Annotated in this window: 15 protein-coding genes; 9 read left to right on the forward strand and 6 right to left on the reverse strand. The window is 76.8% G+C overall.

From position 1 onward, the window contains the following. Positions 1-24 precede the first annotated feature (24 nt). Together ANAEK_RS04925 and ANAEK_RS04930 are read right to left on the reverse strand one after the other, a co-directional pair. Positions 25-1152 (reverse strand): ArsA-related P-loop ATPase, encoded by a 1128-nt coding sequence (locus tag ANAEK_RS04925; RefSeq protein WP_012525049.1) that lies wholly within the window; start codon positions 1150-1152, stop codon positions 25-27. Continuing rightward, on the reverse strand, positions 1149-2096 hold the full coding sequence (locus ANAEK_RS04930) for an ArsA-related P-loop ATPase (RefSeq protein ID WP_012525050.1): 948 nt from the start codon (positions 2094-2096) through the stop codon (positions 1149-1151). Before ANAEK_RS04930 ends, ANAEK_RS04925 begins: the two co-directional genes overlap by 4 nt. A gap of 60 nt (positions 2097-2156) precedes the next feature. Here ANAEK_RS04930 and ANAEK_RS04935 point away from each other — a divergent pair, with 60 nt between their 5' ends. After that, positions 2157-2465 (forward strand): phasin family protein, encoded by a 309-nt coding sequence (locus ANAEK_RS04935; RefSeq protein WP_232288373.1) that lies wholly within the window; start codon positions 2157-2159, stop codon positions 2463-2465. 27 nt (positions 2466-2492) lie between these two features. Beyond that, on the forward strand, positions 2493-3302 hold the full coding sequence (locus tag ANAEK_RS04940; protein WP_012525052.1) for a ParA family protein: 810 nt from the start codon (positions 2493-2495) through the stop codon (positions 3300-3302). Here ANAEK_RS04940 and ANAEK_RS04945 read toward each other — a convergent pair. After that, positions 3268-4170, reverse strand: a complete 903-nt coding sequence (locus ANAEK_RS04945) for a LysR family transcriptional regulator (protein WP_012525053.1) — start codon at positions 4168-4170, stop codon at positions 3268-3270. The two genes, ANAEK_RS04940 and ANAEK_RS04945, sit on opposite strands and share 35 nt — an antisense overlap. Before the next feature lie 141 nt (positions 4171-4311). Between ANAEK_RS04945 and ANAEK_RS04950 the strand changes: the two genes are divergently transcribed. Continuing rightward, on the forward strand, positions 4312-4863 hold the full coding sequence (locus ANAEK_RS04950) for a YceI family protein (protein WP_012525054.1): 552 nt from the start codon (positions 4312-4314) through the stop codon (positions 4861-4863). Between the two features lie 22 nt (positions 4864-4885). Continuing rightward, positions 4886-5680: a 4,5-DOPA dioxygenase extradiol gene (ygiD, locus tag ANAEK_RS04955; protein WP_012525055.1), complete on the forward strand. Its 795-nt coding sequence runs from the start codon at positions 4886-4888 to the stop codon at positions 5678-5680. Positions 5681-5684: 4 nt separating this feature from the next. Here ygiD and ANAEK_RS04960 read toward each other — a convergent pair whose 3' ends face one another. Next, positions 5685-6320: a polyhydroxyalkanoate synthesis repressor PhaR gene (locus tag ANAEK_RS04960; protein WP_012525056.1), complete on the reverse strand. Its 636-nt coding sequence runs from the start codon at positions 6318-6320 to the stop codon at positions 5685-5687. 104 nt (positions 6321-6424) lie between these two features. Here ANAEK_RS04960 and ANAEK_RS04965 point away from each other — a divergent pair, with 104 nt between their 5' ends. Together ANAEK_RS04965 and ANAEK_RS04970 are read left to right on the forward strand one after the other, a co-directional pair. Further along, positions 6425-8218, forward strand: a complete 1794-nt coding sequence (locus tag ANAEK_RS04965; protein WP_012525057.1) for a zinc-ribbon domain-containing protein — start codon at positions 6425-6427, stop codon at positions 8216-8218. Then, positions 8215-8964 carry a hypothetical protein gene (locus tag ANAEK_RS04970; RefSeq protein WP_012525058.1) on the forward strand — a complete coding sequence of 250 codons (750 nt, stop codon included), beginning with the start codon at positions 8215-8217 and terminating at the stop codon, positions 8962-8964. The genes ANAEK_RS04965 and ANAEK_RS04970 overlap by 4 nt, the downstream gene beginning before the upstream one ends. Before the next feature lie 13 nt (positions 8965-8977). Here ANAEK_RS04970 and ANAEK_RS04975 read toward each other — a convergent pair whose 3' ends face one another. Beyond that, positions 8978-9130 carry a twin-arginine translocase TatA/TatE family subunit gene (locus ANAEK_RS04975; protein ID WP_012525059.1) on the reverse strand — a complete coding sequence of 51 codons (153 nt, stop codon included), beginning with the start codon at positions 9128-9130 and terminating at the stop codon, positions 8978-8980. A gap of 128 nt (positions 9131-9258) precedes the next feature. On the opposite strand from ANAEK_RS04975, the gene ANAEK_RS04980 reads away from it, so the two are divergent. Beyond that, the gene (locus ANAEK_RS04980; protein WP_012525060.1) at positions 9259-10032 is read left to right on the forward strand and encodes a glycerophosphodiester phosphodiesterase family protein; all 774 of its coding nucleotides are present in this window, start codon (positions 9259-9261) and stop codon (positions 10030-10032) included. Between the two features lie 60 nt (positions 10033-10092). On the opposite strand, the gene ANAEK_RS04985 is transcribed toward ANAEK_RS04980, so the two are convergent. Further along, entirely contained in the window at positions 10093-10365 is a 273-nt protein-coding gene (locus tag ANAEK_RS04985; protein WP_012525061.1) for a hypothetical protein, read from the reverse strand. A gap of 201 nt (positions 10366-10566) precedes the next feature. Here ANAEK_RS04985 and ANAEK_RS04990 point away from each other — a divergent pair, with 201 nt between their 5' ends. Next, a complete protein-coding gene (locus ANAEK_RS04990; protein WP_012525062.1) occupies positions 10567-11913 on the forward strand; it encodes a cytochrome ubiquinol oxidase subunit I in 1347 nt (448 codons plus the stop codon). Further along, positions 11910-12926 carry a cytochrome d ubiquinol oxidase subunit II gene (locus ANAEK_RS04995; protein WP_012525063.1) on the forward strand — a complete coding sequence of 339 codons (1017 nt, stop codon included), beginning with the start codon at positions 11910-11912 and terminating at the stop codon, positions 12924-12926. Before ANAEK_RS04990 ends, ANAEK_RS04995 begins: the two co-directional genes overlap by 4 nt. The last annotated feature ends 15 nt before the right edge of the window (positions 12927-12941 follow it).

Genomic DNA, 12941 nt, shown 5'->3' on the forward strand with positions numbered 1-12941 from the left:
CCGCCGGGGCACCACCCGCGAGCGTCACAGCCGGTCTGCCATCCGGGCCAGGCCCGCCAGGTCGTGCACGTCGCCCTCGAGCCGCGGCACCAGCGCGTGCGGCGCACCGATCCGGGCGAGGAGGCCGGCGAGCGAGCGGCGCTCCGCGGCGGCCATCGCCTGGTGCTCCGCCAGCGTGGCCGCGAGCCGCGCGGCCAGGTCGGGCGCGCTCGCGGCGGCCGCGGCCAGCGGCGCGGCCAGGTCGTCGGCCTCCGGCAGCGGCGTCGCCGCCGGCCACAGGTCCGGGGTGAGCCGGTTCACCACCAGCCCCGCCACCGGCATCGACTCCGCGTGAAGTCGCTCGTGGAACGCGAGCGCCTCCTCGATGGCCGCGGCCGCCGGCGACGCCACCAGCACGAACCCGGTCTCGGGCCGGGCCAGCATGGCCCGCACCTCGCCGGCGCGCTCCTTGAAGCCGTCGTACATCCCCTGGAAGCCCTGCAGGAAGTCGCCCAGGTCGGACAGGACCTGCTGGCCGGTGAAGCGCGCCAGCGTCTTCGCCACGTACCCGCCGCCGAGCTGCGCCAGCCGCAGCCCGAACCTCCCCGCGCCGAGCGCGGGCGCGAGCAGCGCGCGGGCGGTCTCGTTGCCGAGGAAGTCGAGGATCCGGTCGGGCGCGTCCAGGAAGTCGAGCGCGTGCGCGGTGGGCGGGGTGTCGAGGACGATCAGGTCGTAGTCGCGGTCGGTGGCGAGCTCGTAGAGCTTCTCCATCGCCATGTACTCCTGCGAGCCGGCCAGCGCGGCGGACATCTGCTGGTACAGCCGGTTGCGCAGGATGCGGTCGCGGCGGGCCGGGTCCGGCGCGTGGCGGCCCACCAGGTCGTCCCAGGTGCGCTTCACGTCCAGCATCATCGCCCACAGCTCGCCGCGCGGGCGCAGCCCCGCCTCGGCGAGCTTGTGCTCCGGCACGCGCGACTCGACGTTGCCGAGCGTGGCCAGCCCGAGCGCGTTCGCGAGGCGCCGCGCCGGGTCGATGGTGCACACCAGCACCCGCCCGCCCTCCAGCGCGCGCGAGAGCGCCAGCGCGGCCGCGGCGGTGGTCTTGCCCACCCCGCCGGCGCCGACGCACACGGCCACCCGGCGGCCGTCCAGGCTGTCGCGCACGGTGGTCACGGGCGCGCCTCCGGGGGCGGCGCGGCCGCGAGCGCCGCCGCGATGGCCTCCACCGCCGCCGGCCCCCACTCCACCATGGGCAGGAGCGGCAGCACGGTGGTGGGCAGGTCGAGCGCGGCCCGGGCGCGGACCAGGTAGCGCCCGGCGGCCTCGGCGCGCAGCGCCTGGATCCGCCCGGCCTCGGCGGCGGGCCCGAGCGGCGGCGCGGCGGCGGCGAGGCGGGCCAGCTCCGCCGCCTCGCCCGCGTCGAAGCGCGCCGGCGGCATGGCGTTCACCACCAGCGCGGCCACCGCCATGCCCAGCTCGCCGCGCACCAGCCCGTCGAGCTCGATCACCTCGTTGACCGGCATCTCCTCCGGCAGCGTGACCAGCGCCACGCCGGTGCGCGCCGGGTCCACGAGCAGCGCCTGCATCCACTCCGCGTCGTGGCGCAGCGGGCCGGCCGGCACGGTGTCCACGAGCGCGGACGGGACGCGCAGGAGCTGGACCGCGTGGCCGGTGGCGGGCGCGTCGAGCAGCACCAGGTCCCAGCGCGGCCGCCCGCCCTCCTCGGCGCGCACCTCGTGCAGCACCTTGCCGAGCATCACCAGCTCGGCGAGGCCCGGCACCATGCGCAGGAAGTAGCGCACCAGCCGGTTCTCGAAGACCGCCTCGTAGATGGTCCGGAACTTCAGGACCATGAGGCCGTACTCGCGCATGGCCTCGTGCGGCGTCACGTTGATGGTGGAGATCCCGGGCAGCGCCTCCCGCACGAAGGGCCCCGAGGAAGGCGCGCCGAGCAGGGGGGCGACCCGCTCGCGGGTCGCGTTCACCTCGCACACCAGCACGCGCTTGCCCGCGCGGGCGGCGAGCAGGGCGAGCGCGGCGCAGACGGTCGTCTTGCCCACGCCGCCCTTGCCGGTCACGACGAGCAGGCGGCGATCGAGCAGGCCGGGGGAAGCCACTGGGCTTGACAAGCTATCGAGCGGAAAGGGACAAGTCCACACACGATGATCCTCGACGACGTGCTGCGGAATCCCGTGCTGAAGCGCGCCCTCGCCGCCGGCGAGGAGCAGGTGGGCCGGGTGGTCGGGAAGCTGCTCGCCAGCGACCGGGTCGGCGGGGGGCTCCAGTCGCTGGTGAGCTCGGCGCTGCAGGCGCGGAGCACGTTCGACCGCGGGGTCCGGCAGGCGCTGCACGCGGCCAACCTCCCGTCGCGCGACGACGTCGCGGCGCTGAAGCGCAAGCTGGAGGAGCTCGAGCAGATGATCGACGGGCTCTCCGAGCGCGTGGACCGCGGCGGCCCGGACCGCGGCGGGCCCGGTCCGGAGTAGCGCGCCGGCGGGGGGGACGTGGCCGGCATGCGGCGGATCGCGTTCATCAACGAGAAGGGCGGCACCTGCAAGACCACGCTGTGCGTGCACGTGGCGGCGCGGCTCGCGGCGCGCGGGCTGCGCGTGCTGGTGGCCGACCTCGACACGCAGGGCCACGCCGGGAAGTCGCTCGGGGTGGACGTGCGCGGCCTGTCGCCCACCGTCCACGAGTGGCTGCTCGACGACGCGGTGCCGCTCGAGCGGGTGGTCCGGCCCACCGCGGTGGCCGGCCTCGACCTGCTGCCCGCGAACAAGGACCTGGCCGGCTTCCCGGTGGCGGTGGCCGCGGCGGCGGACCGCGCCGAGCGGCTCGATCGACGGCTCGCCACGGTGGGCGAGGACCGGTACGACGCGGTGCTCATCGACGCGCCGCCCTCGCTGTCGCTCGTGACCGAGAACGTGCTGCGCGCCGCCCGCGAGCTGGTGGTGCCGGTCGCGCTCACCTACCTCGCGCTCGACGGGTGCGCCGAGATCGTCCAGAGCCTGGAGCGGCTCCGGGCCGAGCGCGGCGCGGCGCCGGCCCTCGCGCTGGTGGTGCCCACGCTGTACCGGAAGACGCAGCTCGCCGACGAGATCCTGGCGAAGCTGCGCGAGCGGTTCCCGGGGGAGCTGTCCCGGACCGTGCTGGGCTGGTCGGTGAAGGTGGACGAGGCGCAGAGCCACGGGCTGACCGTGTTCGAGCACGCGCCCCGGTCGAGCGGCGCGGTCGCGCTCGCCGCGATCGGCGACGAGGTGCTGGCGCGCGCGCCCGCACCGGCCGGCGTCACGGCAGCGGCGGCCCGAGCGGCCGGCTCCTGACGAGCTCCAGCACGAGGTCGCGGAACGCGCTCACCTTGCGCGGGACGTGGCGCGTCGCGGGCGTCACCACGTAGAGGTTGCCGCCGGTCCGCACCAGGCGCGGCAGCACGCGCACCAGCGTCCCCGCCGCCAGGTCCTGCTCCGCCATGAACGAGGGCAGCAGGCCGATGCCGGCGCCGGCCCGCATCGCCTCGCGCACGAACAGCAGCTCCGGGCACAGGATCCGCGAGCGGGGCGTCACCTCCACGGTCCCGCGCGCCCCCTCGAGCCGCAGCTTGCGGGCCTGCGTCCCGAACGTCACCCAGTCGTGCGCCTCGAGCTCCGCCTCGGTGCGCGGCGTCCCGCGCCGCGCCAGGTAGAGCGGGGAGGCGAACAGCTGCAGCTGCACCGGGGAGGCCTTCCTCGCCACCAGCGTCGAGTCCTTCAGCCCCGGCGCCACGCGCAGCGCCACGTCGAAGCCCTCCGCCACCAGGTCCACCAGCCGGCTGCTCAGGTCGAGCTCGACCGAGACCGCCGGGTAGCGCAGCGTGTAGCGCGCGGTGAGCTCGGCCAGGAAGAAGATGCCGATGTCCACCGGCGCGGTGACCCGCAGCAGCCCCGACGGCTCCTCCTCGCGCTCCGGCAGCTCACCGAGCGCGCTCTCCAGGCCGTGGAGCAGCGGGGCGATCCGGTCGTACAGCCCGGTGCCGGCCGCGCTCAGCGACACCTGGCGCGTGGTGCGGAACAGGAGCTGCACCCCGAGCTCCTCCTCGAGCCGCGCCACGGCGCGGCTGGCGGACGACTTCGGGATGCGCAGCTCGCGCGCGGCGGCGGAGAAGCTGGCGGTGCGCGCGACGGCGGCGAACACGCGGAGCAGGTCGAGGTCCATCGTTCCTCCAGCGCAACACTCATTCCCTGTGCGGCTGATTGCGCCATGACCGGAACGGTATCAGATTCCTCCCGTCAGCGAGGAGCCGACCCGCGAAAAACGCGCGGAACCTTCACGAATCGAAGCAGAAAGGAATCCGACATGGCCACCACCCCCTGGACCGTCGACGTCACCCACTCCGCCATCCACTTCTGGGTCCGCCACATGGTCATCTCCAAGGTGCACGGCCGGTTCGCCCGGTGGACCGGCACCCTGGAGCTCGATCCGCAGGACCTCACCGGCGCGAAGGTGGACGTGAAGATCGACGCCGCCTCCATCGACACCCAGGTCGCCGACCGCGACACCCACCTGCGCTCGGCGGACTTCCTCGACGTCGCGAAGTACCCGGAGCTCACGTACCGCTCGCGCCGCATCGAGAAGGCCGGCGACGGCTACCGCGTGGTGGGCGACCTCACCCTGCACGGCGTGACGCGCGAGGTGACGCTGGACGCCGAGTTCGCCGGCGTCGGCAAGGACCCGTGGGGCAACGAGCGCGCCGGCTTCTCGGCGAAGGCCGCGCTCGACCGCAAGGAGTTCGGGCTGGCGTGGAACGCGGCGCTCGAGACCGGCGGCGTGCTGGTGGGCGAGAAGGTGGAGATCACGATCGAGCTCGAGGCGGTGAAGCAGGCCGCGAAGCAGTCGGACGCGGCGTAGGCCGCGGCACGCGGGAGGCGCGATGGAGCGGCAGGGCGCGGGGCGGCGGATGCCGGTGCTGTTCGTGGGGCACGGCTCGCCCATGAACGCGATCGAGGACAACCGGTGGAGCCGCGCGTTCCGCGGCCTCGCGCCGCTGCTCCCGCGGCCCCGCGCGATCCTGGCGGTGTCGGCGCACTTCGTCACCGAGGGCAGCGTCCTCACCGGCCAGGAGCGGCCCGAGACCGTCCACGACTTCGGCGGCTTCCCCGACGCGCTGTTCCGCGTCCGCTACCCGGCCCCGGGCGCTCCGGAGCTGGCGCGGCGCGCGGCGGCGCTGGTCGCGGGGGACGGCGCCCGGGTGGTGGACGCCTGGGGCCTCGACCACGGCACCTGGAGCGTGCTCGTCCACCTGTTCCCGGCGGCCGACGTCCCGGTGGTGCAGCTCTCGATCGCCGCGGAGCTGGACGCGGCCGGCCACCTCGCGCTGGGCCGCGCGCTGGCGCCGCTCCGCGACGAGGGCGTGCTGGTGATGGGCAGCGGCAACCTGGTGCACGACCTGCGGCACGCGTTCGACGCGTGGCGCAGGGGCGACGCCACCACGCCGGCGTGGGCCGCGCGGTTCGACGCGGACGCGGCCGCCGCGCTGGAGCGCGGCGACGCGCGCTGGCTGGTGGAGGCGCTGGGGACGCCGGACGGCCGGCGCGCGCACCCCACGCCCGAGCACTACCTGCCGCTGCTGTACGCGGCCGGGGCGGCGGGCGCGGACCCGGTGCGGTTCCCCATCACCGGCTTCGACATGGGCTCGCTGTCGATGCGCGCCGCGCTGTTCGGCTAGCGCGTCACTGCGCGGCGGGCGGCTCCTGCGGCGGCGGCGGGCGGTCGTCGCGCGCCGACTCCTCCAGCTTCCGCTCCAGCTCGTGCAGGCGCGCGGTGATCTCGTCGAGCTGCCGGCGCACCTCGGACAGGCTGGAGACGCCGTCCACGGCCGCGCGCACCCGCTCGTCCACCCGGCGCTGGAGGGACGCCATGGCCTCCTGCGAGGCGGCCATCAGCTCCTTGGCGCGATCGCCGGTGGCCTGGCTCCGCGCCATCAGGTTCTGCACCCGCTGCTCGGCCGCGGCCCGGACCGCCTCGACCCGCCCGCGGAGCTCGGCCTGCGTCCCCACCACCAGCCGCTGGGCCACCTCGCCGCCGTGGCGGATGAGGTCCCGGAGCGTCTCGAGGCTCATCTTGGAGGTCTTCTTCTCCTCCTCGAAGATGATCTGCGCGAGGGTGATGGAGGTGAGGTCCTCCTTGGTGCGGTTGTCGATGATCTTGACCTCGGCACCGCCCTTGATCATCTCGGCGATCTCGTCGAGCGTGACGTACCGGGACTCCACCGTGTCGTAGAGCTTCCGGTTCGTGTACCGCTTGATGACCTTGGGCTCGACCCCGGCGGCGCTGGTGTCCGTACCTTCGGTGTGCTGGTCGCTCATCGCTCCATCCGCGGCGGTAAGTGTGCGAAACTTCGGGCATTGTTCCTGCGGTTGGCGCTTGGTGTCAAGCGGCATGACGGTGTAACGTCCTGCCGGCGCCCCGCATGATCGCCCACTGCACCCACTGCCAGGCGAAGTTCCGGATCGCGGACGACAAGATCGGCCCGCGCGGCGCGAAGGTGCGCTGCTCGCGGTGCAAGACGGTGTTCGCGGTCCGTCGGCCCGACGCCCCGCCGGTCGCCGCGCCGCCGGAGCCTCGTCCGGCGCCGCTCCCGCCGCCGGGCCCGGCGCTCCCCGGCCCGGCCGATCCGTTCGCGGAGCCCGCCTTCGCGGCGGCGCCGGATCCCTTCGCGGCCGATCCGTTCGCAGCGCCGCGTCCGCCCGTCCAGGCGCCGGCGCCGGATCCGTTCGGCCCCGATCCGTTCGCCGGCCCCACCCGCGGGCCGCCGGCCGCGGATCCGTTCGCGCTCGAGACGCCCCCGACCGGCTTCGCGGGGCCCGAGGGCGCGGATCCCTTCGCGTTCACGATGGGTGATCGCCCCGCCGCCGAGGCCGCCGCCGGCCCGGCCGATCCGTTCGCGCCGGAGGCCGGGGGCGCGGACCCGTTCGCCGCGGCGCTCGCCGGTGCAGCCGATCCGTTCGCCGCGTCCGTGTCGCCCCGCCGCAGGGCGGCCGCCGCCGAGATCCCGGCGGGCCTGGCGGCGCCCGCGCCGGGCGCCGCGCCGGGCGGCTCGTCGGCGCTGCCGCTCACCGATCTCTCCGACCTGCTCGGCGACGCGCCCGCGCCGGCGCCCGCCGCGCCGCCGCCGCTCCCCGCGCCGCCCGCGCTCGCGCCCGAGCCGCTGCCGCCCGCGGGCGGCCTCGACCTCGCGTTCCCGCCCGAGCCGGCTCCCGGCCTTCCGGCCGGGCTGGCCCTGGAGCTCGCCGGCCCGTCCGAGCTGGAGGCGCCGCTCGACCCGCCGCCGCCGCCGCCCGCCATGGACCTCGACCTCGCCGGCGGGCCCGATCTCGGTCTCCCCGGCGGCCCGATGGCCGGCCCGGACCTGGCGCTCGAGGAGCGCTCGACGCCGGCGCCGGCGCGGCTGGACGAGCTGCCGCTCGAGGACGATCCGTTCGCGCGGGCCGCGCCGTGGGCGGCGGGCGGCGGGGACGCCGGTCCGAACGAGCTCTCCTTCGCGGATCGCGGCGAGGAGACGCTGGCGCTCGCCACCGAGCCGTCCGGCCCGCAGGAGGCCCCGCCTCCGCTCCCCCCGGAGCTCCCGCGGCCCGCCCGGGCGGCCGCGGTCGCGGAGGTGCCGGCGGAGGCGCCGGCGCGCGACGCGTCGAGGCCCGCGGGCCCGCGCGGCGGGCGGCTGCGCTCGATGGCGGTGAACGCCGCCGCCCTGGCGGCGCTGCTGCTGGTCGCGCTCGCGTTCCGGGTGGCGTGGCGCGGCGACGCGCCGCTCGAGCCGGGCGCGTTCCGGCCCTCGTCGGTGCTGGGCGCGGTGGGCGTGGGCGAGCGCGCCGCCGGACCGCTCTCGGTGGCCGAGGTGCGCAGCGGCCTCTACGACCGCGCGCGCGGCGGCCCGGTGCTGTTCGTGCGCGGCAAGGTCGTCTCGCGCGCGCCGTCGCCGGTGGCCCGCGCGCGCGTCGAGGTGGAGCTCGTCCGCGACGGCCAGGTGATCGCGCGCGGCACCGCGCCGGCCGGCGCCGTCGCCACGCCGGAGGAGCTGCACGGCGCCGGCGGGGCCGCCGAGCTCGAGGCGGTGGCCCGCGCCGTGGCGGCGCGCGCGCCCGCCCGGATCCGCCCCGGCGAGTCGCTGCCGTTCCTGGTCGTGCTGCCGGACGCGCCGGACGACCTGGCCGGCGCCACCGTGCGGGTGGCGGCGATCGGCGGCGTGGAGGCGGCGGCCCGATGACCGCGGCGCCCGGGCCGGAGGCGGAGGCCCGCGCGCTGATCCGCCGGCTGGACGCGCTGGAGGAGGGTCCCATCCGCGCGCGCGCCGCGGCGCGCGCGCTCGGGGCCGTGGAGCCGGAGCGGGCGGCGGAGCTGATCGCCGCGCTGGCCCGCCGCGGCGCGGGCGAGGCGCGGGGCGCGATGGCGGCGGTCGGCCAGGCGCTGCGCGATCCCGAGCCCGACCTCCCCTACGCCTGGCGCGCCGACCTCTACGCCGTGGCCGCCGGGCGCGGCCTCGCCGAGGTCACCGGCCTCCTGGTGGCCCCGCCGCCCCGGGCGCCCTGGCGCCCGCCGCGGGACAGGGCCGACGCGCGCCTCGCGCACCTGACGCTCGGCCACAAGAAGGCGCTGGCGCGCGCGCACCGCGATCCGGACCTGCTGGCCAGGCTCGCGGCGGAGGGCGAGCCGTCGGTGGTCCGCGAGCTGCTCCGCAACCCGCAGCTCACGGAGCCGTTCGTGGTGCGGATCGCGGCCCGGCGCCCGTGCCGCCCCGAGACGCTGCGCTGCGTGGTCGAGTCGCCGCGCTGGCGCACGCGGACCGCGGTGGCGCTCGCGGTGGTGCGCAACCCGTACGCCGAGACGGAGCTGGCCTTGAAGCTGCTGGCGGTGCTGCCCGGCGCCGAGGTCGCGGACGTGGCCCGCGACGGCGCGCTGCACCCGCTCGTGCGGGCGGTGGCGGCGCGGCTCGTGGCGGGGCGCGCCGGGTGAGCCCGGCGCCGGGTCAGGGCCGCGGCGGCCGCTCGGGGCCGCGGTCGCCGCGCGCGGCGGTCCGGAACCCGCGCACCGCCCGGCCGAGCGCGTCCCCCAGCGCCGGGATCCGGGTGGCGCCGAAGACGAGCAGCGCGACGAAGGCGACGATGAGGAGCTCGGTCATCCGGGGGTTCCGTGCCCGCGCCGCGGCGATCCCGCGGCAGGCGGCGCGCTAGGATAGTCGCGCGACCCTCCGGGCGCCAGGCGGCAAGGCGCCGGGCGGCGCGGAGGCGCAGGAGCGCGACGCCGGCGATGCCCACCCCGAACCGCAGGGCCCCCCGCGCAGACGGCCGCCCGCTCGTGCTCGGCCACCGGGGCGCGAGCGCCGACGCGCCCGAGAACACGCTCGCCGCCTTCCGCCTGGCCCTCGCCCAGGGCGCCGACGGGGTGGAGCTGGACGTCTGGCGGTGCCGCACCGGGGAGGTGGTGGTCGTCCACGACGAGGACACCGGGCGCGTGGCCGGCGCGCGGTTCCGGGTGGACGCCACGCCGCTCGCCGAGCTGCGCGCGCTCGACGTGGGCGCGTGGAAGGGCGGGCGGTTCCGGGGGGAGCGGATCTCGACGCTGCCGGAGGTGCTGGAGGCGCTCCCCGGGGCGGTGGTGAACGTGGAGCTGAAGTCGCGCGGGCGCGACCTGCGGCTGGCCGAGGCGGTGGCGCGCGACGTGCGGCGCGCCGGGGCGGAGGGGAGGGTGATCGCCTCCTCCTTCGACTACCGGCTGGTGGCCGCGTTCCGGCTGGCGGCGCCGGAGGTGCCGGTGGGGCTGCTCTTCGAGCCGGGGCACCGCTGGCGCCTGCGCACGGCGCTCGCCGCGCGGCTGCTGGGCGCGGCCGCCGTCCACCCGGACGCCTCGCTCGTCACCCCGGCGCGCGCCGAGGCCTGGCGGGCGCGCGGCCTGGCGGTGAACGCCTGGACCGTGGACGCGCCGGACGAGGTGGCGCGGCTCACCGGGCTCGGTGCGGCCGCCCTCATCACCAACGTCCCGGGCCGCACCCGGGCGCAGGTGCGCGCGCTCACCGGCCGCTAGCGCGCGCGGGAGGGCGGGCGATCGCCGCCGCGCCCGCGCGCGCCCGCCGCCGGGCCCCGCCTATGCGCCCGTCACGATGCCGCCGGCCGTGTACGGGCTCTCGAGCCCGCGGCGCTTCGGGACCGCGACCTCCTTCGCGAGCTTGTTGTACAGGCCCATGATCAGGATCGACGGCGCCCACTGGCCGACGAAGTTCCCGAGCTGCTTGCGCCCGGTGATCACGAGCGCGGCCGACGCGGCCATCGCCCCGAGCGCGATCCCCAGGAACGCCAGCGACGGCACCCGCGCCGTCGTCCCCTCCACCATCTCCGTCGCACGATCCTCGTGTTCCATCCCGTCCTCCGTGTCCGCAGGTCTTCGCGAATCTGGCGACGTGCCCGCGCCGGTGCGAGGCCGCGGGGCGGGCGCGGAGGCGAGCGCCGGGCGGCGGCCCGGCGCACGCCGGAAGCCGCGTCCCGCCGGGCGCAAGCGACACGCTGCCGCACCCGGAGAGGCCGGGCGAACAGCCGTCCGGGTGGGCAAGTATCGGCCGCCGTGACCGACCTCCTCGCCGCCCGCGCGCTCTTCGGTGTCTCGCTCGCCTTCCACATCGTCTTCGCCGCCGTCGGCGTGGCCATGCCGCTCTTCATGGTCCTGGCCGAATGGCGCTGGCGCCGCACCGGCTCGGAGGTGCACCTGGAGCTGGCGCGCCGCTGGGCGAAGGGCACCGCCATCCTGTTCGCCGTGGGCGCCGTCTCCGGCACCGTCATCTCGTTCGAGCTGGGGCTGCTCTGGCCGCGCTTCATGCAGTTCGCGGGGCCCATCATCGGCATGCCGTTCTCGCTGGAGGGCTTCGCGTTCTTCGCGGAGGCGATCTTCCTCGGCATCTACCTGTACGGCTGGGGCCGCGTCGGCCCGCGCCTGCACCTCGCCGCCGGGTGGGTGGTCGCGGCGAGCGGCGCCACCTCCGCGTTCTTCGTGACGCTCGCGAACGTCTGGATGAACGTGCCGGCCGGCTTCGAGCTGGGCGCCGGCGGGGTGGCGGCCGGCGCCGCCGCCATCGACCCGTTCGTCGCGATGTTCCCGCCCGGCTGGCAGCACCAGGTCATCCACGTCCTCATCTCGTGCTACGCGGCGACCGGCTTCGCGGTGGCGGGCATCCACGCGTTCATGCTCCTGCGCGAGCGGGACAACCCGTTCCACCGCGCCGCGCTCCGCATCGCGTTCGGCGTGGGCGCGCTCGCGGCGCTGCTGCAGCCGCTCTCCGGCGACTTCTCCGCGCGCCAGATCGCGACCACGCAGCCGGTGAAGCTCGCCGCGCTGGAGGGCCACTTCCGGACCGAGCGCGGCGCGCCGCTGCGCATCGGCGGCATCCCCGACGAGGAGCGGCGCGAGACGCGCTACGCGCTGGAGATCCCGTACGGCCTCTCGCTGCTCGCGTTCCACGACCCGCAGGCCGAGGTGCGCGGCCTGGAGGCGTTCCCGCGCGACCGCTGGCCCAACACGCTGCTCGTGCACCTCGCCTTCCAGGTGATGGTCGGGCTGGGCTCGATCATGGCGCTGCTCGCCGCGGCCTGGGCGGTGCTCCGGGTGCGCCGCCGCGAGCCGGGGCGCTGGCTGCTGCGGGCGCTGGTCGTGGCGTCCCCGTTCGGCTTCCTGGCGCTCGAGGCGGGCTGGCTCGTGACGGAGTGGGGCCGCCAGCCGTTCACGGTGTGGGGCGTGCTGCGCACCGCCGACTCGGTGACGCCGGTGACGAACCTCGCGATCCCGTTCATCGGCTTCATGGTGCTCTACGTGTTCCTGGCGGTGGTGGTGGTGGCGCTGCTCTGGCGCCAGATCGCGAAGAGCCCGCGCGCCGTCGCCCTCGGCCCCGGCGCCGGCACCGCGGAGGTGCGGCCGTGACGCCGGCCGACCTGCTGGGCGGGGTGATCCTCGTCGCCGCGGTCCTGTACGCGCTGCTCGGCGGGGCGGACTTCGGCGCCGGGATCTGGGACCTGCTCGCCGGCGGTCCCCGCAAGAAGGAGCAGCGCGCGCTGATCGAGGAGGCGCTCGGGCCGATCTGGGAGGCGAACCACGTCTGGCTGATCCTGATCGTGGTGCTGCTGTTCACGGCGTTCCCGCCGGCGTTCGCGGCCATCACCATCGCGCTGTTCGTCCCGCTCATGCTCCTGCTGGTCGGCATCGTGCTCCGCGGCGCGGCGTTCACGTTCCGGACCTACGACGCACCCGAGGACCGCGTGCAGGCGCGCTGGGGGCTCGTGTTCTCCGGGTCGTCGGTGGTGGCGCCGCTCACGCTGGGCGTGATCGTGGGCGCGCTCGCCTCCGGCGGCCTGGGCGCGGCCGCGCGCGGCGAGGCCCCGTTCGCCTGGGCGGCGCCGTTCCCGCTGGCGGTGGGCGCGTTCGCCGCCGCGCTGTTCGCGTACGTGGCCGCGGCGTACCTGGCGGTCGAGGCGGAGGGCGCGCTGCGCGAGGACTTCCGGCGCCGCGCCATCGCCGCGGGCGTGGCGGTGTTCCTGACCGCGGCCCTGTCGGCCGCGCTCTCCTGGCGCGAGGCGCCGCTCGTGTTCGCCGGGCTGACCCGGCGCGGCTGGTCGATCCCGCTGCACCTCGCCACCGGCGCCGCGGCGGTCACCGCGTTCGCGGCGCTGTACCGCGGGCAGGTGCGCCTGGCGCGCGCCGCGGCGGCCGCGCAGGTCACGCTCATCGTGCTGGGCTGGGGCGCGTCGCAGTACCCGTACCTCGTGGTGCCGGACCACACGCTCGCGTCGGCGAGCGCGCCGCGCGCGACGCAGGTGCCGGTGCTCTGGGCGCTCGCCGCCGGGGCGGTGCTGCTGTTCCCGGCGCTCTACCTGCTGTTCCGGGTCTTCAAGGGCGAGCGGCCCTTCGCCATCCTGGACCGCGATCGCCCGCGCTGACGCGGCGCGACGGCG

It is taken from the genome of Anaeromyxobacter sp. K, assembly GCF_000020805.1.
Classification (GTDB): domain Bacteria; phylum Myxococcota; class Myxococcia; order Myxococcales; family Anaeromyxobacteraceae; genus Anaeromyxobacter; species Anaeromyxobacter dehalogenans.

Excerpts from the sequence above, each read along its gene's own strand:
- ANAEK_RS04940 (WP_012525052.1), top strand. The coding sequence starts at position 2,493 with ATGCGGCGGATCGCGTTCATCAACGAGAAGGGCGGCACCTGCAAGACC.
- ANAEK_RS04945 (WP_012525053.1), bottom strand. The coding sequence starts at position 4,170 with ATGGACCTCGACCTGCTCCGCGTGTTCGCCGCCGTCGCGCGCACCGCC.
- ANAEK_RS04950 (WP_012525054.1), top strand. The coding sequence starts at position 4,312 with ATGGCCACCACCCCCTGGACCGTCGACGTCACCCACTCCGCCATCCAC.
- ygiD (WP_012525055.1), top strand. The coding sequence starts at position 4,886 with ATGGAGCGGCAGGGCGCGGGGCGGCGGATGCCGGTGCTGTTCGTGGGG.
- ANAEK_RS04960 (WP_012525056.1), bottom strand. The coding sequence starts at position 6,320 with ATGAGCGACCAGCACACCGAAGGTACGGACACCAGCGCCGCCGGGGTC.
- ANAEK_RS04965 (WP_012525057.1), top strand. The coding sequence starts at position 6,425 with ATGATCGCCCACTGCACCCACTGCCAGGCGAAGTTCCGGATCGCGGAC.
- ANAEK_RS04970 (WP_012525058.1), top strand. The coding sequence starts at position 8,215 with ATGACCGCGGCGCCCGGGCCGGAGGCGGAGGCCCGCGCGCTGATCCGC.
- ANAEK_RS04975 (WP_012525059.1), bottom strand. The coding sequence starts at position 9,130 with ATGACCGAGCTCCTCATCGTCGCCTTCGTCGCGCTGCTCGTCTTCGGC.
- ANAEK_RS04980 (WP_012525060.1), top strand. The coding sequence starts at position 9,259 with ATGCCCACCCCGAACCGCAGGGCCCCCCGCGCAGACGGCCGCCCGCTC.
- ANAEK_RS04985 (WP_012525061.1), bottom strand. The coding sequence starts at position 10,365 with ATGGAACACGAGGATCGTGCGACGGAGATGGTGGAGGGGACGACGGCG.